Genomic DNA, 18,803 nt, shown 5'->3' with positions numbered 1-18,803 from the left:
ATTGCTTCACCCGATAAGCCCCCCTTGCCCCGAATGAATGAGCCTCTTATTGGTCGACTGCGGTCCCCAACGCCTTCGTCTCCCCGCCCTCGACCTCGACGATCTCCCCGTTCACGCTCAGCCAGACGCTCGTGGCCGACGGGTTGTGGACGAACTCGAGGGAAGCGGCGAACTTCAACCTCTCGTACGCCTTGACGTAATCGACGATCTCGATGTTGGTCGCGTACCAGATGTCGCTTCGGCCGCCGATGAAGGCGCCGAACCGCTCCATCCGCTCCCAGTTGCCGTCCTGGTCGAACTCGTAGCTGTGCCCCCAGACGTACATGAGGTACAAATATTGCTTCTTGTGCAGCCCGGCGAACGTCTCGGCCAGCTCCATCAGGTTGTGGTTGTGATGGCAGGTCGGCTTCCACTCCAGCCAATCGTCCGGCAGGCCGAACTGCCCCGTGCTCGGCACGACCCGGGCGTATTCGATGCCGAGGCCGGGCAGCATCGAACGGATGCGGCGGTCATAGGAGCCGTTCGGATACGACATCCCGCGCACCGTATAGCCGACGATCCGCTCCAGCTGCCGCCGGTCCTCGATAATCTCATGCACGATCGCCTCGTTCGGACTGCGGGCGATCGTCGGATGGGTCCGCGTATGGGCCGACACCTCGTGTCCCGCGTACAGCGTCCGAACCTCTTCCTCCGGAACGCGATCCGGGGTACCGAACAAGCCGGAGTTCAGATGGAACGTCCCTCGCAGACCATGCCGGTTGAACAGCTCGACCAGACGCCGGTCGGCGCTCCGTCCGTCGTCGTAACTTAGCGTCAGCGCTTTGTGCCTTCCCCCGGGGAAGCATAGCAACACTTGATTCATGCGTTCGTCCTCTCCTTTAAGCTCGGATTCGTCTCCGTCTCTCTCCCGCTTCGAATCGGACCTCTGCGGGCGGCGCTTGCCCGCTCGGTCCCTACGCCTTAGCCCCCGCGGCTCAGCTCGCGGTAGCGCGTCGGCGTCATGCCCTCCATTTTTTTGAAGATTCGATTGAAGTAGCTGTGCTGGTAACCGACCCGTTCGGCGACGTCGTTGATCTTGAGCTCCGTCTCCCTCAGCAGCTCCTTCGCCTTGTCCGTCCTCAGCTCGGTCAGATAATCGATGAAGTTCTTGCCGGTGACCTGCTTGAACGCCTTGCTCAAGAAGAACGGATTGCAGCCCGCGTGCTCGGCGCAATTGTCCAGCGAGATGTCGCGCATATAGTTGTTCTGCAGGTAGATCATCGCCTGCTCGATCATCCGCTTCACCTGCGCGTCGGACCGGCTCGCGAGCTCCGTCTGGAACGGACGGATCACCTTCTTGCGGAACCACGCCAGCATTCGGCGCGGCTCCCGGATGCCGGAGAGCTGTTCGTACAGGTTCTCCCCCTGGAACAGGCGGCTCGGCTGGATGCCGGACACGAGGATCGCGTGCTGCACGTTGCCCAAGAGCAGAAGCATGCCTTGCTGCACGTCGCATTCCTTGGCGCCGTCGCCGGCCAGCGCCGCAAGGAACGCTTCCAGCAGTTGCTCCGCCTCCTGCTCCTGACCCGTTCGCAGCGCCTGGACGAGCTCCCGCTCCAGCGTGAACGGATACCGCGGCTCCCCTTCCGGATCGCCTCCCGCGAAGATCTCCTCCATGTCGATGATCTGGTTGTCTCCGGCGAAGTTCCGGTAGCTGACTGCCTGCTTCGCCCGCTCGAACGCGTGCGGAACGTCGGACACGCGCGAGACCGGACGGCTGACGGCGACGGCGACCCTCATGTTCAGAATGCGGTTGACCGACTGGGTCAGCTCCTCTCCGAACGCCTGCAGCGCGGATTTGTAATCGTCCCCGTCCGGAACGACGACGAGCAGACCCGCGGTCAAGTCGTGGAAGTTGACCGTGCTGCTCTGCTCGAAGCGGTGGCCGGCCAGCTCGCCGATCATGTTGACCGCCGCGAACGTGACCAGCCCTTCGTCCCCTTCCCGGAACCGCCCCTCCTGGGCGCCGATCCCGATCAGTTGAACGTAGAGGACGATCAGCCGCCGTTCGGCCAGCTCCCACTTCAGCTGCTTCATCCGCCTCAGCAGGTCCTCTTCCGAATACGCGTACAAGTACCCTTGCAGCAGCTGGTGCAGGAAGCTCTCTTTGATCTGCGGAAGCTGCTCCGCCAGCTTCGTGTTCAGCTCCAGGCTCACTTCGTGAAGGTTGCGCCACCTGCGCTCGATGAGCGCGAATTCGTCCTGCCGGCCGCCCCCTTCGTCCGGCGCGCCGAGCAGCGACACCAGCCTGCGGACGGGAGAGTAGATCTTCCGGGACGCGAGCCAGGCGAGCACGGCGGCGACGGCCAGCGCGGCCAGGCTGACGAGGATGATCGCCTTGGAGATGACGACTACCGGCGACGTGATGTTCGAGATCGGCGACGCCGACACGTAGAGCCAATCGTCCGCGATGCGGGACAAGCTGCCGTACGACGCCGTATACGTGATCCCCTTCCATTCGAGGAAGAACGAGCCTTGCGGCTGGCCGGCCGCTTCGACCTTCTCCCTCAGAGCCTGAACGAACGGGGAATCGGAAGCGCTTCCATTGGCGGAGACATAAAGAGAGCCGGACGGGTTCATGAGCAGCGTCTCCCCGCCGTCGTACGGAGCCATCGTCTGCAGCAGATTCGCGAACTTCTCTCCGCTGAACCGGAACACGAGAACTCCGAAGGGCTGCAGGCTGCCGCCGGGAATCCGGTGCACGAGCGCGAGATCCTTGTCCTGCGGCCGGTCGGGATCGAACGCCCACTGCGTCCAGAACGTCTCGCTCGGTCCGCGAAGCAGCGGCTCGTAAACTTCGGACGAAGCCTCCTCCCCGAGAGAGCTGTATTCCGGATTGAACAGAACCGGCTTCCGGCCGCCGCTCACGTACAGCTCCGCCTTCTTGACCATCGCGTTGGAGCCCTGCATCACGAACAGCGTCTTCGTCAGATCGTTCGTCGTCTCGAAGCTCCGGACGAAGTCGAGGCCGTACAGCCCGCTCCCGAACTTGTTGTCGAACGCCCAATGCGACAGCAGCAGCTCCAGATTGCCCAATTGGTCGTCGATCGTGCGCGACCGCTGTTCGATCTGCTTGTAATGCTGCTGCAGCAGCTCGCTCTCCATCCTTCCCCCGGCGATCTCGTAGACGAGGGCACCCGTGACGAGTCCCGGGATGCCGGAGACGAGGAAGATCATCATCAGGCTCTTCAGATAGAACCGCCCCAGCCGGGCCGAGGAACGCTCCAGCCCTCTCGTCCATCCCGCTCTTAACGTTGACAGCATCCTCTCACCAACCGTAGATCAGAATCGTTCGACCGCTATGGCGTCACCTCCAAGCATACCCCACCCGGCGGCATCGGGCCAAGCGACCATGGGGCTAATATCCGCAGCAAGACCGCCCGGGATTCGCTCCGGACGGCCTTGTCGTCGCCTGTTACTTGCTGCCGGCGGCCGCGTACAGTTCGTTCATCTCCTTCACCAGATCGTCCCCGCCCGACTTCCTCCACGTCTCGAAGGCGGCCTTCAGGCCGGCTTCGTCGGTCTGGCCGACGATGAATTTGATGCGCGCGTCGTTGACGATGTTGTCGAGCTGCTGCCCCTTCTGGGAATAGACCGTCGAGATGAACGGCTCGGCCGGGTTCGCCACGATGTACTTCTCCGCTTCCTTCTGGATCTGCGTCGTCTTCTCGCGGAGCGGCGTCTGCTTCACGTTCCGGCTGGCCACGGCCCCGATATAAGGAACCATCTGGTTCAAGCCCTCCACCTCGGACTCCAGCAGCGCCGTATCTTTGCTGATAACGATAGCTTCCCCGTCCAGCGTATAGTGCTTGCCTTCGAGGCCGTAGCCGGCCAGCGTCTGAATCTCCGGATCGTTCAATTGATCGATAAAGGCGAGTACCCGCTTCAGCTCTTCCTCGGTCTTCACGGTCGACTTCGGAATGGCCAGCATGCCCGAGAACCCGGATGTCGGCAGCGCGCGCAGGCCGTGATCGCCCTCGACGCCGATCATGTTGTCCATATATTGCGCATTCGGATCGTCCTTGCCTTGCTGGGCCATCGCCGCGCGGATCTTGTCGTCGAGACGTGCGGCGTTGTCGGTGACGTCGACGATGACGCCCGCCTGGTTATTGACGACCGGATCGTTCCACTTCGCGCTGTCGAAGACGGCGAAGTCTTCGTTGATCAGCTTTTCGTCGTACAGCTTCTTCATGAACCTGAGCGCTTCCAGATATTCCGGCGTCTCGTGCTCCGGCACGAGCTTGCCGTCCGCGACGCCCCACTTGTTCGGCGCCCCGAACCACAGCTTGATCGTATCGAAGCCGCTCGCCCAGCCTCCGGTCCACTTGACGAGCACCATGCCGTACGTGTCGTCCTTGCCGTTGCCGTCCGGATCCTTCTCCTTAAACGCTTTCAACATGTTGTAGAAGTCGACGATCGTCTTCGGCGGCTGCAGGCCGACCGCTTCCAGCCAGTCCTTGCGGTAGTTGATGCCGTTGCGTCCGAGGGCGCGCGAGCGGTAGACGCCGTAGTTGCGGCCGTCGATCGAAGAATTGTTCAGAATGACTTCGTTCGATTGGCTTAAATACTTGTAATCCTTCAAGTAGTCGGTCAGATCCCAGAACGCCCCCGACCGGGCCGCGTTGACGAAGCTCGGCTCCTTGGGGCTGCCCACCATGATGATCGTCGGCAGCTTGCCGGAAGCGAGCGTAATGTTGAATTTGTCCCCGTACGAAGCGTTCGGCACCCATTGGAAATGAATGTTCGTGTTCGTGCGTTTCTCGATCTCGGTCGTGACCGGTCCGTCGTCCTTCGGATAATTCGTCTTGAAGATCGGCAGCATGATGCTCAGATCGAGCGGCTTCCCGGCGGACGTCCCTTGGCTGGACGAGCCGGCGGACGAGGCCGAAGGCGGAGCGGACGCGCTGTTGCTGCCGTTGTCGTTGTCGTCGCTTCCGCAGCCCGCCACGGACGCGAGAGCCGCGGTGCCCGCCGCCAGGATGGTCCAAGCTTTCAACTTTCTTTTCATTTGGGTTCCTCCCTTTTTTTTTCGATTGCGACTCCGGTTCGTCCCATTCCATCGAGTGGGGCCATTGCTGTATCGCGAATCCGTTCACCCCTTGACCGAGCCGATCAAGACCCCCTTGGCGAAGTGCTTCTGGAGGAACGGATAGACGAGCAGAATCGGGAGCGTGCCGACGACGATGACCGCCATCTTGATCGATTGCTGGGCTTCCTGCACGTAATTGTAATCGACGCTGTCGGCGCTGCCGGCCGCCATCTGGGACAGCAGCACGATCTGGCGGAGCATGACCTGAAGCGGCCACCGGGCCGGATCGTTGATATAGAGCAGCGCGGAGAAGAAGTTGTTCCAATGCCCGACGGCGTAAAAAAGAGTGAACGTGGCGAGCACCGGCATCGACAGCGGCAGCACGATGCGCCACAGCAGGCTGAGATCCGAGCAGCCGTCGATCTTGGCGGCTTCCTCGAGCTCCGGCGGGAGCTCCTGGAAGAAGTTCTTGACGATGATCAGGTTAAACGCGCTGATCGCGCCGGGCAGGATAAGCGCCCAGTACGTGTCCAGCAGCTGAAGCTCGCGAACGACCAGATAGGTCGGGATCAGCCCCCCGCCGAACAGCATGGAGAAGAGGATCAGGTTCATGATCGCATTGCGCCCGTAGATGCCCCGCTTGGACAGCCCGTACGCCATCGTGACGGTGAAGAGCAGGTTGACCGCGGTCCCCGCGACCGTGATGTACAGCGAATTGCCGATGCTCTTCATGATCGTGTCCGTCGAGAAAATATACTTGTACGCCATCGTCGAGAACGAATGAGGAATGAGGAAGAACGAACGCCTCGTAAGCTCGGTATCGCTGGCGAACGAGCCGGCGACGACGTAGAGGAACGGAGCGATCGCCGCGAAGCCGATGAGCGCGAGGACGATGTAATTAGCCGTGTCGAAGACGGTGCTGCCGACGCTGCGGTATCTTCTGTTCATAGGGCTTGCCCTCCTTCTGGCGCGGCGAGTTAGTAGATGCCGGTCTGGCCGAAGCGCTTGGCCAGCCAGTTCGAGCCGAGCACGAGAATGACGCCGACTACGGCCTTGAACAAGCCGACCGCCGTGCTGTAGCTGAACGCCCCTTGCGTAATGCCCATCATGTAGACGTACGTGTCGAACACTTCCGCGACCTCGCGGTTCAGCGGATTGAGCATGAGATAGATCTGCTCGAAGCCGTTGTCCAGCACGTCCCCCATCCGCAGAATGAGCAGAATGACGATCGTGTTGCGAATGGACGGCAGCGTAATATGCCACGCTTGGCGCCAACGGTTCGCCCCGTCCATGATCGCGGCCTCGTACTGCTCGACGTCGACGCCGGCCAGCGCCGCCAGGAAGATGATCGTTCCGAACCCGCTCTCCTTCCAGATCGTCTGGACGACGATCATCGGCCGGAACCACTCCGGGCTGGCGAGGAAGTCGATCTTCGTCCCGGCATACTGTTCCAGCAGGCCGTTCACGAATCCTCCTTGCGTCGTCAGCAGCACGTACGTCAAGCTGGCCACGATGACCATCGAGATGAAGTGCGGCACGTAGATGAGCGTCTGAATCGTTCGCTTGAAGAAGGCGCGGCGCACTTCGTTCAGGAGAAGCGCCAGGACGATCGGCATCGGGAAAAAGAAGATCAGGTTGTAGAACGAGAGCGTCAGCGTGTTGCGCAGCAGCATGAAGAATTCCGGATTATCGAAGAACACCTTGAAGTGATCGAAGCCGACCCACTCGCTCTTCCAGAAGCCGAGGAACGGCTGATAATCCTGGAACGCGAGCAGGATGCCCCACATGGGCACGTATTTGAAGATTAGAAAATACAGCAGGCCCGGAGCGAGCAGAAGGTAGATCCACTTGTCCTTCCGCAGCTTGGCCGCGAGGCTCGTTCTCCTCGCCGAGGGAATCGAAGCGGCCGCCAGGGCGGAACCGGCCCCGCGGTTCGGCTCGGCTCTGAGCTTCATGTTGCGTCACCTCCATAAGATTCGAACGGCGCGCGAAGCATCGGTCGGTGCGGCGTCCGCTTGCTGCGTGTCCGCCGGTTCGGGCGGGTTGAGCGAATTCGGTAGCCTGAGCCGGCAAGAGTTCGAGACGGCCTGAGCGGGTTCCGGTTCGAGCCGTCCTTGTTGCCCATTATGACCGCCCTCGCTTTTACAGCCAATTGGACATTTTTGCTCGAGCCCGAGAGGCCGCGCCGCGCCTGGCTTCCAAGCCTCCGAGCAAGAAAGTGCTAACGGAGCCGGATAAGGATAAACCTCCGGAATCCGCCGCTCGAACCGGCTTAACGGCGATTCCCCTCTTCCGCCTGAAGCGGCACCTTCGACCAATCGATATCCGAGGCGAAGTAGAAGCTCGTGTAGCACGGCTGATTGTAGACGACGTTCTGCCAGGCGACGCCGACGCGGTACTGCGGATCGTGCATAAGCGTGTACAGCTTGCGGTCGGTCACCTTGGTGCTGAGGTAGATCCGGATCGCCGTGCTGTCCGCGTTCCGGACGAGCAGCTCCTCCCGCCAATCGCCGAAGACGTCGGCTACCAAGCACGGATTGCCCTTCGTGCCGTTGTTGGAGCGCGCCCCCGCCGCGGTCAGCAGCCGGCCGCGCCGCCAATCCTCGATGACGACGTCGTCGTCGAAGGACCCGCTTACGATCTGCGTCGTCATGTCGGCTGCCCACTTGATGCTCATATTCGTGCCGGGAGCCTTCCCGTCGATCCGCTCCCCTTTCGCCGTCAGCAGGCCCCCCGTCTCCCGGCTATAGATGTCCTCGCTCGACCATACCTGCAGCCCCCGGTACCGCGGATCGACCTGGCCGACCATGCCGCGGCCGACGTCCTCGCGGGCGAAGCCGCCGAACAGCACCTCGCCGGTCGCCGCGTCGCGAAGCGTATACCCGTACGGTCCCCAGACGCCGCTCTCGTGGACCATGAAGATCTCCAGCCCCGGCCGGTCGGGATCGATGTCCGCGACGTGAAGGGCATCGCCGTGGCCGAGCTTGGCGACCGTCCCCGGAGCCGCGCTCTCCGCGGGCATCTCCGCCCGCGAGCTGTACAGCATCGCGCCGTCGTGGTCGATCGTCGCCGCGCCGTAGACGATCTCGTGGCAGCCGTCTCCGTCCACGTCCGCCACGCTGAGCGAATGCGCGCCCTGTCCCGCCAGGCTGCCGTGGGTCTCGCTCGTCCCGTCCCTGCGACGCAGCGTGTCGCCGAACGGATTGTCCATCGGGACCCAGCCGCTGTCCGCGTCCCAATGCTCCCGAAGCCGCTTCCCGTCCCACTCGTAAGCGACGACCGCCGCCCGGGTATAATAACCGCGGGCGAAGATCGCGTACGGCTTCCGGCCGTCCAGGTACGCCACGCCCGCCAGGAAGCGGTCCGCCCGGTTGCCCGGCTCGATCCGGTTCCACGAGTAGTCGCCCCACATCAGCCCGTCGTCGTGCCGGCCCGGCTTGTAGCGAATCGTCTCCAGCTCCTCCCCCGTCTCGCCCGCGAATACGGTGAGGTATTCCGGCCCCTTCAGAACGAAGCCTTCGAACTCCCTTAGCCGGTTGCGCTCGCTTCGGGACGGGGCGTATTCGTCGAGAAAAAAATCGGCCAACCGCTCCGCGTCCTCGCGATCCAGCGGATAGCCGAAGCGCCTGGCGATTCCGAAGCATTCCTCCAGGCTGGAGGGCCAGCGGCCCGCCTTGACTTCCTCATGCTCATGCCAGCTCATGAACAGATTCACGACGTGCTCGCGGTAATCGGCGGCGCTCATCCGATAATCGTCCCGATGGCCGTATCCGGACGCCGTATCCTCCGGAAGCATCGTGATCGATGCTTCGGAGACGGGCCGCCCCTCGGCGTCGTACCGGATCGTTCTCGTCCCCGGAGCCGTCTTCATCATTAATTCCGCCTTGCCGTCCCCGTCGAAGTCGTAGACGAGGAACTGCGTGTAGTGCGCTCCCGCCCGGATGTTCGGCCCCAAGTCGATCCGGTACAGCAACGTGCCGTCCAGCCGGTAGCAGTCGACATAGACCGGCCCGGTATAGCCGGAGTGCGACACGTCCTTGGAATTCGACGGGTCCCACTTGACGAAGAACTCGTATTGCCCGTCGCCGTCCGCATCCCCGACGCTCATGTCGTTGGCCGAATACGTATACGCCTCGCCCGCGGGCGTCGCTCCTCCTTCCGGCTTCTTTAGCGGCAGCTCGCAGTACGGACCCGCCCAAGGCTTCGCTTCCCGGCTTCGGTCCGCTTCCCGGCCGCCGACGACCGCCCGCACCTCGTAGACGGACTCCGAGCCTCCGTCGCGATCCAGGTAATTCGTGCTGTCCCGGACCGTCGCGATCCTCCGCCCGTCGCGGTAGAGATGGAAGTCCGCCCCGGTCAATCCCCGGTCCGAATAACCGGTCGCCTCCCGGCGCAGCAGCCGCCAGCTTAGGAACACGCCCTCCGGCGTCGACGCGGCCACGAGCCCTCGATCCAACCGCTCCAGCCGTATCCCTTCCCGACAAGCGTCCGGCATCCAGTCGACCTCCTCCCGATCCTTCATTCGATATTCCCTCCTCGCCGGTCTTGGGATCAGCTTAGCCCGGGCCTCGCTTGCCGGCAATCGGACTTTTTTGCGACCCGCCGGACCGGAGCGCCTGCCGCGATTGGACTATTATGGACGCGTTCGCACTTTTCCGCCGTACGCCAAAAAAAACCGAAGCGCCCGCCATCGGGCCGCTTCGGTTCGATTGTGTTGTTTCGCTATTCGCCGTTCGGGGAAATCATAAGTAGGACACGCGGTCATCCGCGAGAGAGGTGAACAGTCATGCCTTGGACTCCCGACGATTACCCGCCGTCGCTTCAGAACTTCATGGCCCCGATCCGCAACAAGGCGATCGAGATCGCCAACGCCCTGCTCGAGGAGGGCTACGACGAAGGCCGGGCCATCGCTATCGCTACGGCGAAGGCCAAGGAGTGGGGCGAAGACCGCCGCAAGCAGATTCGGAAAAAGGGCCATTAGCCGATCCTTAAATCCGCCTCCGCCTCGAGAGCCAGCAGCTGCTCCCGGACGCGGGCCACTTCGCCGACGACGATGAGGGCCGGGTTCGTGACCTTCGTCGATTCGGCGAGCTTATGGATGTTGGCCAGCGTGCCGGTGACGACGCGCTGGCTGGCCGTCGTTCCGCGCTCGATCAGCGCGACGGGGGTCGAGTCAAGCTTGCCGTGCCGGAGCAGCTCCGCGCGAATCTCCGCCAGCTTGCCGACGCCCATGTAGATGACGAGCGTGTCGACGGCTTGAGCGAGCAGATCCCAGCGGGGCGGGGCTTCGCTGTCCTGGCACCGCTTGCCCGTCACGAAGGCGACGGACGCGCTCAGCCCCCGGTGCGTCAGCGGAATTCCCGCCGAAGCCGCCGCCCCGACGGCGGACGTGACGCCCGGGATCACCTCGCACGGAATGCCCTGCGCCGCCAGCTCGAGCGCCTCCTCCCCGCCGCGGCCGAAGATGAACGGGTCGCCGCCCTTGAGCCGGACGACCGTCTTCCCTTCGAGCGCATAAGCCGCCAGCTTCCGGTTGATCTGCTTCTGCGGCATCGAATGCGCGCCAGGCGCCTTGCCGCAGTAGACCAGCTCCGCTTCCGGCTTCGCGTACTGCAGAAGCTCCTCGTTCGCGAGCCGGTCGTACAGAATGACGTCCGCCTCCCGGATTCGCCGGAGCGCCTTCAGCGTGATCAGCTCCGGGTCGCCGGGTCCGGCCCCGACGATGAACACCTCGCCCGGCCTCATGCGCTCTTCTCCGCGGATACCGCCGGATCGAGGCGCGGCGCCGGACGGCCCGGCAGAAGCTTGATCCCTTTTTGCGACAGATAGAACAACAGCCCCGTCAGAACCGAACCTCCGATGAAGTTGCCGATCAGAACCGGGATCTGGTTCCACAGCCACCAATCTCCGAAGCTGACGTCGGCGCCGAGCATCATGCCGGCCGGAATGACGAACATATTGACGACGGCATGCTCGAAGCCTTGGCCGAAGAAGGTCAGCACCGGCAGCCACATGGCGACGATCTTGCCGATCGTGGACGTGGAGGTCATCGCCATGACGACGCCGAGCGTGACCATCCAGTTGCACAGAATCGCCTTGATCACGACGAGAAGCCATCCGTCCGCACCCAGATGCTTGTAGGCGATCGTCTTCGCTTCGCTCGTCTGGATCAGCGTCTGCGTTAGAGATGCGGTCATGTCCGTGCCCATCTTCGTCGCCGTCAGATCGTAGAGGACCGCGTAGACGAAGCAGCCGATCAGGTGACCGGCGATCACCCAGCCGTAGTTGGCGAGCATCCGGGCGACCGTCGTTCTCTTCTGCAGAACGGATAAGGGAATGAGGGCGAAGCTGCCGGTGACCAGCTCCAGCCCGAGCAGGACGATCATGACGAACCCGACGGGGAAAATCAACGCTCCCGCCATGCCGATCTTCGTCTGTGCGACCGCCGTGAAGGCGAGCGTGGTCGCGCAAGCCAGAATCGCTCCTCCGAGGAATCCCCGGACGATCAGTTGCGACGCGCTCAAGTTCGCTTTGGCCGTTCCCGTCTCGATCATGGCGTCCAACACTTGATTCGGCTTCACGTAATCCATCGAGCTCACCCCCTAATGTTGATGTATATGGATCCGTTGGCGCGGTCGACTTCGGTCTCGAACGTCGTGACGCAGCCGTCGTCCGGCTCGTGCACCTTGCCGCTCTTCAGGTCGATCTTCCAATCGTGAAGAGGGCAGTGGACGACCTGGCCGCACACCATTCCTTCGGACAATTTGCCGCCCTTGTGAGGACAACGGTTCTCCACCGCCTTCACGTCTCCGTCCGAGAGACGGAAGACGGCGATCTCCGTATCGTCCAGACGGAACGTACGAGAGCCCTTGGCGTCGATGTCCGCGATATTTCCGATTAGCACTTTGGTCATGGGGTTCGTCTCCTCTCTCTATCTCTCTCTTCAGCTCTGTACGGCTTGAACCGGGTTCAGCGCCTCGAAGTTCTTGCGCAGCTCCTTGTTGGCGATGATCTCCTTCCACGGATCGACCGTCTGGTCGAGAGCCGTCCGGATTCTCTCCATCAGCGCAAGGCGGTCTTCCCGCTTCTCCAGCGCTTGCTTCACGTAATCGAGTCCGACTCTCTCCACCCAGGTGGACGTTCTCTCGTTCCATTGCGCTTGCTCGCGGTACAGCTGGAGGAACGCCGATGCCCATTCGACCACTTCGTCCTCCGTCTTCACGACGCAGAGCAGGTCGGTCGCTCGGATATGAACGCCTCCGTTCCCGCCAATATGGAGCTCCCAGCCGCCGTCGATCGCGACGACGCCGAAGTCCTTGATCGTCGCTTCCGCGCAGTTCCGCGGGCATCCCGAGACGGCCAGCTTCACCTTCGCGGGAGCGTTCAGCCGTTCGAATTCCTTCTCGAGCCGGATGCCCATCGCGATCGAGTCCTGCGTGCCGAAGCGGCAGAACGTGTTGCCTACGCAAGTCTTCACCGTCCGGAGCATCTTCCCGTACGCGTGACCCGACGGCATGTCGAGCTCTTCCCACATCTTCGGAAGGTCTTCCTTCTTGACGCCGAGCAAGTCGAGGCGCTGACCGCCGGTGAACTTGACCATCGGCACGTCGAACTTCTCCGCGACCTCCGCGATCTTCTTCAGCTCCGCCGGAGACGTTACGCCGCCGTAGATGCGGGGAACGACGGAATACGTGCCGTCCTTCTGAATGTTCGCGTGATATCTCTCGTTCGTGAAGCGCGATTCCTTCTCGTCCTTGTATTCCGTCGGCCACAGCATGCCGAGGTAATAATTGAGAGAAGGCCGGCACTTCGAGCAGCCCTCGGTGTTTTTCCAATCGAGCACGTGCATGACTTCCTTGATCGTCTTGAGCTCCATCCGCTTGATCTCGGCGACGATCTCGTCGCGATTCAGCGTCGTGCAGCCGCAGATGCCTTCCTTGACCGAGACGGCGGCGTCGCCGGCGTAGATCTGGAGCAGGCCTTCGACTTGCGATTTGCAGCCGCCGCAGGAAGCGGAAGCCTTCGTGCAGGCTTTGATCTCGGAGACGCTGCTGCAGCCCTTCGTCTTGATCGCGTCCGCGATCGTTCCCTTGGAGACGCCGTTGCAGCCGCAGATGATCTCGTCGTCGGCCATGCTCTCCAGCCGGGCGAGCGGAGAAGAGCCTCCCGACGGAGAGGCCGAGAAGCCGAGCAGCAGCTCCTTCTCCTTGCCCTTGACCGATTCGCCCTTCTTGATGATCGAGAACAGCGACGCCCCGTCTCCCGTATCGCCGAAGAGAACGGCCCCGACGAGCTTGTCGTCCTTCAGCACGATTTTCTTATAGACGCCGTCGACTTCGTCCTGATAACGCAGCGAACGCGTATCGTCCGAGTCCAGGTATTGCCCCGCGGAGAACACGTCGACGCCCGACACCTTCAGCTTGGTGGAAGTGACCGATCCCGCGTAGCCTTCCGTCGCGACTCCCGCGAGCCTCTTCGCCAGAACGGCGCCTTGCTCGTACAGAGGAGCCACCAGGCCGTAGGCGATGCCCCGGTGCTCCGCGCATTCTCCTACCGCATAGATGCCGGGAACGTTCGTCTCCATGAAGTCGTTCACGACGACTCCCCGGTTGACTTCGATTCCGGACGATTTGGCCAGCCCGACGTTCGGAAGAATGCCGACCGCCATGACGATCAGATCGGCTTCCGCTTCGGTGCCGTCGGAGAACCGCAGCCCCTTCACCCGCTTCTTGCCGTAGATCGATTCCGAATACTTGCGGAGAAGGAACTTCATGCCTTGCGCTTCGAGCTCCTTCTTCAGCATCGCGGATGCCGTCTCGTCCAGCTGCCGGTTCATCAGGTACGGCTGGTTGTGGACGACGGACACGTCCATCCCCAGGTTCAGCAAGCCGCGAGCGGCTTCCAGCCCGAGCAGGCCGCCGCCGATAACGATCGCCTTCTTATAGGTCTTCGCCGTCTCCTGCATGATCTCGGTGTCCTTGATGTCGCGGAAGCCGATGACGCCTTCCTTGTCCGCGCCCGGCAGAGGAAGCATGAACGGGTTGGAGCCCGTCGCCAGCACGAGCGCGTCGTATTCCGCTTCGACGCCGAGGTGGGAGACGACCTTGCGGGCCTTCGTATCGATCTTCGTCACCGTATGGCCCGCGTGCAGGCGGATGTTGTTCTCCTTGTACCAGTCCCAATCGTTGATGACGATATCCTTCATATCGGCGCCGCCCGCCAAGACGGAGGACAGCATGATGCGGTTATAGTTAGGATGCGGTTCCGCTCCGAAAATCGTGATCTCGTAAGCCCCGGGGGCCAGCTTGATCAGATGCTCGATGGCCCGTACCCCTGCCATCCCGTTCCCGATTAACACCAGCTTTTTTGCTTCCGCCATATGCGTTACCCCTCTCGTCGTTAATCGTTCGTTGAGACCAAAAAAGCCTGCTTCGCCCCATGGGTAAAAGAGAACCCATGTCGAGCGAGAGCAGGCTTCGTTGCCGCTTCATCTGAATACATCGTTGTATTCATGAATTTATTAAGGAAACTATATAACAGCCTTCCCCTTTTGTCAATATATATAACACAACAAAAATATAACCGAAACAACCTCGACACAGGCGGCTTTTTTGTGTTATATAAATTAACGTCAGTATCTTTTTCTTCGAATTATGGGGTCTTGAACGACAATAAAGAGAGGAGAGGCGCTATGCGTTCTTTGTTGGTTATTCATAACCAAGCGACGGCATCGGATCGGAAGTCGGCCACCGCTTCAAAGATGCTTCTCCCCGAGCACGTTCTCCGCGCTTGCGGATATGCCGTCACGAACGCTCATAATGAAGAGTCGTGCCGCAAGCTCCTTCCGGATGCCGACGGGGCGGTGCTGCATCTGCCGGTATCCGACATTCAGGCATGGGGAACGCTGCTGCTTCGAATGAAGGTAGTGCCCTTGCTCTGGTGGTGCAGCGAGGCGACCGCGACTCTGTCCGTCGACGCCTGCGAGGACAACGTGATGGTCGACGGCGTGCTGACGCCTTCGATGAAGCCGACGGAGATCCATTGGGCGCTTCACTTCGGAGCCAAGCAATGCTTCGAGCGGCAGCAATGGCATCTGGAGCGCAAGCAGCTGCTCTCGAAGATCGAGGAGCGCAAGTGGATCGACATGGCCAAGGGAATCCTCTGCGAGATCAAGAACATCACGGAGTCGGAAGCGTACGACCTGCTCCGCAAGCAGGCGATGAACGAGAGGAAGCGGCTCGTCGACGTCGCGACGTCGATCGTGAATGTGTACCAATTGATCCAGAGCGAGAAAAGCGAGCGAAAAGGGGGCGCGAGACGATGATCAACCTGCTGAAGGAAGTGGCCCGGGGCAAGCGCGGCGCCCGCGATTTAAGTTATGAGGAAGCGTTGGAGGCGGCGGAAGCCATCCTGACATCGAAGGCGACTCCTGCCCAGATCGGGGCGTTCTTCATCGCCGAACGAATCAAGCTGGAGAGCGTCGAAGAGCTGGAAGCGTTCGTGCACGTCTGTCGAAAATACGCCGTTCGTTCCGAGCCTCGGTACGGGCTCGATTGCGCGGGACCGTACGACGGCCGCAAGACGTCGTTCATGGCCACGTTCGCCGCGTCGTTCGTGCTCGCCTCCGCGGGTCTGCCGGTGACGCTGCACGGCTCCGCTTCTCTGCCTCCCAAGTGGGGCATGACGCTCCAGGACGTCATCCGGGCGGCAGGTATCGACCCCGCTTCTCTGACGCGCGAGAGAAGCTTGCAGGCGGCCGAGCGGTCGGGCGTCCTGTACGCGTCTTCGGAGGAGTGGTGCCCGCCTCTGCGCAAGCTGCGCCCGATTCGGGAAGAGCTCGGGATGCGCACCGTGCTCAACACGGCGGAGAAGCTGATCGATTACGGACGGTCTCCGTACCTGGCCTTCGGCGTCTATCACAACACCGTGTTCGACCGCCTCGCCCGGCTTCTCGTCAAGCTCGGCTACCGCAAGGCGTTGATCGTGCAAGGGGCCGAGGGCTCGGAGGATCTGTTCGTCGACCGTCCGACCCGCGTATATGTCGTGGAGAACGGGGAATTCCAGCTCCAGGTCATCGACCCGGAGACGTACGGCCTGGAGGCTCCGCTCCCGGAGAAGACCTGGACGCCCGAGGAGCAGCTCCTGACGACGGAGAGCGTCTTGAAGGGCGAAGCCGAGCTCGCCTACACGAACCTCGTCCTGCTTAACGGAGCGGCCAGACTGCAGCTTGCGGAGCGCGTCGGATCCCTGGAGGAAGGGCTGTATACGTGCAAAGCCCTTATCGACAACGGAGCGGCCCTCGCCGCCTACGGCAAGTGGAAGGCCGCTCTGGAGGAGTCTCAGCCCGCGTCCGTCATAAGTCCGTCCACTTCCTGAACGAAGCGGCCTGTCCGATGTAGCGGCCATCTTCGTCCGTCACGTTCCAGACGACGGCCTGCTCGATTCGGAAGCGCCGTCCCGTCCGCGAGACGCGAACGCCCGAATAGCCGTCCGAATACCCGCGAATCCGCACGTCGTCCATGAACCTCTCCCGTTCTTCCCTCGCGAGCGGCTCGGCCGTCAGACGGGACGGGGTCGAGGTGAACGAGTCCCAATCCATCTCCCATAGTCGAAGCGCCGTTCGGTTGCCGTAATTCAGGATCGGATCCTCCTCGGTTCCGTGAGAGAGCAGGGCGAACGGCGCTTCGTTTATCTCCGCGGCCGGATCTCTCCCCGCAAGCTCCGGAGCGAGCTCCTCCCCGGTCCATCTCCTATAGCTGTCGAGCAGCCTTCTGATATGTACGTCCATCTCGCGTCGATCCACGGAAGCACCTCCGGATAAAATAAAAAAACCCTTATGATCGGCTGTCGATCCTAAGAGCTTCATCGTCGAGTCTTGGTGCTGGTGAAGGGACTTGAACCCCCACTCCGTCGCCGGAAGCGGATTTTGAGTCCGCCGCGTCTGCCATTCCGCCACACCAGCAAATAAATGGCGCGCCCTAAGAGATTCGAACTCCTGGCCTTTAGATTCGTAGTCTAACGCTCTATCCAGCTGAGCTAAGGGCGCGCGATATGAAGTTGATGGAGGCGCCACCCAGACTCGAACTGGGGGTAAAGCTTTTGCAGAGCTCTGCCTTACCACTTGGCTATGGCGCCGTATAAAGAAGATGGAGCGGAAAACGGGATTCGAACCCGCGACCTTCTCGTTGGCAACGAGATGCTCTACCACTGAGCTATTTCCGCATGTTGGCTGGGGCTCAAGGATTCGAACCTTGGAATGACGGAGTCAAAGTCCGTTGCCTTACCGCTTGGCTAAGCCCCAATATGAAGTTTTAGAGTAGATGGGGCGATCGATGGGACTTGAACCCACGAATGCCGGAGCCACAATCCGGTGCGTTAACCCCTTCGCCACGACCGCCACGCTATTCTGTTTGGCAGGGGCAGCAGGAATTGAACCCACACTAACGGTTTTGGAGACCGCTGTTCTACCTTTAAACTATGCCCCTAAGTAAGGTAAAATGGTGGAGGGTGATGGATTCGAACCACCGAACCCGAAGGAAGAGATTTACAGTCTCCCGCGTTTGGCCACTTCGCTAACCCTCCAAAGCAGTCCCTACAATGGTGCCGGCGAGAGGACTTGAACCCCCAACCTACTGATTACAAGTCAGTTGCTCTACCAGTTGAGCTACACCGGCGCGTTCGCATTCCATGTCTTGATGGTGGCTCGGGACGGAATCGAACCGCCGACACGAGGATTTTCAGTCCTCTGCTCTACCAACTGAGCTACCGAGCCGAGGTTTAAGGTTTGAATGGCGGAGCCGACGGGATTCGAACCCGCGGTCTCCTGCGTGACAGGCAGGCATGTTAGGCCTCTACACCACGGCTCCACATCATTCTCGGATCGTAAGTCCGAAGGTAGATCATTTGGTTGCGGGGGCAGGATTTGAACCTGCGGCCTTCGGGTTATGAGCCCGACGAGCTACCGGGCTGCTCCACCCCGCGTCGTTGATCAAGCATTTCCTCGAGTGCGACGTTTAATATCATACACCAAACGCCTACTCGTTTGCAACCCTTTTTTATCTTTTTCAAGATCTTTTTTTCGGGTTGAGATTGAAAGTGGTGACCCGTAGGGGATTCGAACCCCTGTTACCTCCGTGAAAGGGAGGTGTCTTAACCCCTTGACCAACGGGCCATGCTGGCGGAGAGAGAGGGATTCGAACCCTCGAGACGCTTGTGACGCCTACACGATTTCCAATCGTGCTCCTTCGACCAAACTCGGACATCTCTCCAGAATGGCTCCCCGAACAGGACTCGAACCTGTGACAACTCGATTAACAGTCGAGTGCTCTACCGACTGAGCTATCGGGGAATGTATAAGATTGTGTTGCCGGCCCGGCAACTTCCTACTCTCCCAGGACCCTGCGGTCCAAGTACCATCGGCGTTAGAGGGCTTAACGGTCGTGTTCGAGATGGGAACGCGTGGAACCCCTCTGCCATCATCACCGGACCGGATTTTTCAGCAGCGAATGACATGTTACCATGTTTTCGCGGCTTTGTACAGCGGTAATTTCTACCACTATTCATCAAGGCTTGCCGACAACCGACCGCGACGATCGTCGCTAAGGTACGGTTGCTGCTTGCGCCTTGATAACCGGATACGAAACGTTTATGCGCTTAGAATCATCTACCTGTGTAGGCCTATTTGGATAAGCCCTCGACCGATTAGTACTCGTCAGCTCCACGCGTTGCCGCGCTT

At 61.1% G+C, this 18,803-nt stretch carries 14 protein-coding genes, 15 tRNA genes and 1 rRNA gene; 3 read left to right on the top strand and 27 right to left on the bottom strand.

The window, feature by feature from the left end; all coding sequences use genetic code 11:
• Positions 1-46 precede the first annotated feature (46 nt).
• The 6 genes from H7B90_RS18480 to H7B90_RS18455 form a co-directional block, all read right to left on the bottom strand.
• Positions 47-862, bottom strand: coding sequence for a polysaccharide deacetylase family protein (locus tag H7B90_RS18480; protein ID WP_185137363.1), 816 nt, complete (start codon positions 860-862; stop codon positions 47-49).
• Positions 863-960: 98 nt separating this feature from the next.
• A complete protein-coding gene (locus H7B90_RS18475; RefSeq protein WP_185137362.1) occupies positions 961-3,303 on the bottom strand; it encodes a helix-turn-helix domain-containing protein in 2,343 nt (780 codons plus the stop codon).
• A 151-nt stretch (positions 3,304-3,454) separates the two neighbouring features.
• Complete coding sequence (locus H7B90_RS18470) at positions 3,455-5,047, bottom strand: extracellular solute-binding protein (protein ID WP_185137361.1); 1,593 nt, start codon at positions 5,045-5,047, stop codon at positions 3,455-3,457.
• Positions 5,048-5,131: 84 nt separating this feature from the next.
• Entirely contained in the window at positions 5,132-6,016 is an 885-nt protein-coding gene (locus tag H7B90_RS18465; protein ID WP_185137360.1) for a carbohydrate ABC transporter permease, read from the bottom strand.
• A gap of 29 nt (positions 6,017-6,045) precedes the next feature.
• The gene (locus H7B90_RS18460) at positions 6,046-7,023 is read right to left on the bottom strand and encodes an ABC transporter permease (protein WP_185137359.1); all 978 of its coding nucleotides are present in this window, start codon (positions 7,021-7,023) and stop codon (positions 6,046-6,048) included.
• Between the two features lie 317 nt (positions 7,024-7,340).
• Complete coding sequence (locus tag H7B90_RS18455; protein ID WP_185137358.1) at positions 7,341-9,590, bottom strand: rhamnogalacturonan lyase; 2,250 nt, start codon at positions 9,588-9,590, stop codon at positions 7,341-7,343.
• A gap of 264 nt (positions 9,591-9,854) precedes the next feature.
• Between H7B90_RS18455 and H7B90_RS18450 the strand changes: the two genes are divergently transcribed.
• On the top strand, positions 9,855-10,049 hold the full coding sequence (locus tag H7B90_RS18450) for a DUF2188 domain-containing protein (RefSeq protein WP_185137357.1): 195 nt from the start codon (positions 9,855-9,857) through the stop codon (positions 10,047-10,049).
• Here the strand turns inward: H7B90_RS18450 and cobA are convergent.
• Genes cobA through nirB form a run of 4 tightly spaced genes read right to left on the bottom strand, consistent with a single transcriptional unit; the run spans position 10,046 to position 14,447 of the window.
• A complete protein-coding gene (gene cobA / locus H7B90_RS18445; RefSeq protein WP_185137356.1) occupies positions 10,046-10,813 on the bottom strand; it encodes a uroporphyrinogen-III C-methyltransferase in 768 nt (255 codons plus the stop codon). The genes H7B90_RS18450 and cobA overlap by 4 nt on opposite strands.
• The gene (locus H7B90_RS18440) at positions 10,810-11,658 is read right to left on the bottom strand and encodes a formate/nitrite transporter family protein (RefSeq protein WP_185137355.1); all 849 of its coding nucleotides are present in this window, start codon (positions 11,656-11,658) and stop codon (positions 10,810-10,812) included. The genes cobA and H7B90_RS18440 overlap by 4 nt, the downstream gene beginning before the upstream one ends.
• A 5-nt stretch (positions 11,659-11,663) precedes the next feature.
• The gene (gene nirD / locus H7B90_RS18435) at positions 11,664-11,981 is read right to left on the bottom strand and encodes a nitrite reductase small subunit NirD (protein ID WP_185137354.1); all 318 of its coding nucleotides are present in this window, start codon (positions 11,979-11,981) and stop codon (positions 11,664-11,666) included.
• Between the two features lie 30 nt (positions 11,982-12,011).
• Complete coding sequence (nirB, locus tag H7B90_RS18430; protein WP_185137353.1) at positions 12,012-14,447, bottom strand: nitrite reductase large subunit NirB; 2,436 nt, start codon at positions 14,445-14,447, stop codon at positions 12,012-12,014.
• Between the two features lie 312 nt (positions 14,448-14,759).
• Between nirB and H7B90_RS18425 the strand changes: the two genes are divergently transcribed.
• Positions 14,760-15,392, top strand: coding sequence for an ANTAR domain-containing response regulator (locus H7B90_RS18425; RefSeq protein WP_185137352.1), 633 nt, complete (start codon positions 14,760-14,762; stop codon positions 15,390-15,392).
• Positions 15,389-16,444 (top strand): anthranilate phosphoribosyltransferase, encoded by a 1,056-nt coding sequence (locus tag H7B90_RS18420; protein WP_185137351.1) that lies wholly within the window; start codon positions 15,389-15,391, stop codon positions 16,442-16,444. Before H7B90_RS18425 ends, H7B90_RS18420 begins: the two co-directional genes overlap by 4 nt.
• Here the strand turns inward: H7B90_RS18420 and H7B90_RS18415 are convergent.
• From H7B90_RS18415 to rrf, 17 genes are all read right to left on the bottom strand, one after another.
• Complete coding sequence (locus H7B90_RS18415; RefSeq protein WP_246578869.1) at positions 16,422-16,871, bottom strand: MEKHLA domain-containing protein; 450 nt, start codon at positions 16,869-16,871, stop codon at positions 16,422-16,424. The two genes, H7B90_RS18420 and H7B90_RS18415, sit on opposite strands and share 23 nt — an antisense overlap.
• Positions 16,872-16,944: 73 nt before the next feature.
• Positions 16,945-17,030 (bottom strand) — tRNA-Leu (locus H7B90_RS18410).
• Positions 17,031-17,037: 7 nt separating this feature from the next.
• Positions 17,038-17,114 (bottom strand) — tRNA-Arg (locus H7B90_RS18405).
• Positions 17,115-17,129: 15 nt separating this feature from the next.
• A tRNA-Cys gene (locus H7B90_RS18400) sits at positions 17,130-17,203 on the bottom strand.
• Between the two features lie 12 nt (positions 17,204-17,215).
• Positions 17,216-17,290: transfer RNA gene (locus tag H7B90_RS18395), tRNA-Gly, on the bottom strand.
• 4 nt (positions 17,291-17,294) lie between these two features.
• A tRNA-Gln gene (locus H7B90_RS18390) sits at positions 17,295-17,369 on the bottom strand.
• A 20-nt stretch (positions 17,370-17,389) separates the two neighbouring features.
• Positions 17,390-17,465 (bottom strand) — tRNA-His (locus H7B90_RS18385).
• A gap of 14 nt (positions 17,466-17,479) precedes the next feature.
• Positions 17,480-17,553: transfer RNA gene (locus H7B90_RS18380), tRNA-Trp, on the bottom strand.
• 13 nt (positions 17,554-17,566) lie between these two features.
• Positions 17,567-17,650 (bottom strand) — tRNA-Tyr (locus tag H7B90_RS18375).
• Positions 17,651-17,666: 16 nt separating this feature from the next.
• A tRNA-Thr gene (locus H7B90_RS18370) sits at positions 17,667-17,742 on the bottom strand.
• Between the two features lie 22 nt (positions 17,743-17,764).
• Positions 17,765-17,840: transfer RNA gene (locus tag H7B90_RS18365), tRNA-Phe, on the bottom strand.
• A gap of 17 nt (positions 17,841-17,857) precedes the next feature.
• Positions 17,858-17,934, bottom strand: a tRNA-Asp gene (locus tag H7B90_RS18360).
• Between the two features lie 38 nt (positions 17,935-17,972).
• A tRNA-Met gene (locus tag H7B90_RS18355) sits at positions 17,973-18,049 on the bottom strand.
• A gap of 115 nt (positions 18,050-18,164) precedes the next feature.
• A tRNA-Glu gene (locus H7B90_RS18350) sits at positions 18,165-18,239 on the bottom strand.
• Between the two features lie 4 nt (positions 18,240-18,243).
• A tRNA-Ser gene (locus H7B90_RS18345) sits at positions 18,244-18,336 on the bottom strand.
• Positions 18,337-18,340: 4 nt separating this feature from the next.
• Positions 18,341-18,416 (bottom strand) — tRNA-Asn (locus H7B90_RS18340).
• A 21-nt stretch (positions 18,417-18,437) separates the two neighbouring features.
• Positions 18,438-18,554 (bottom strand): 5S ribosomal RNA (rrf, locus tag H7B90_RS18335).
• Positions 18,555-18,803 lie beyond the last annotated feature (249 nt).

The sequence above is a fragment of the Cohnella xylanilytica genome, assembly GCF_014212175.1.
Taxonomy (GTDB): domain Bacteria; phylum Bacillota; class Bacilli; order Paenibacillales; family Paenibacillaceae; genus Cohnella; species Cohnella xylanilytica.
Note: the sequence above shows the minus strand (reverse complement) of the source record. Positions and strands in the feature narration are given on the sequence as shown.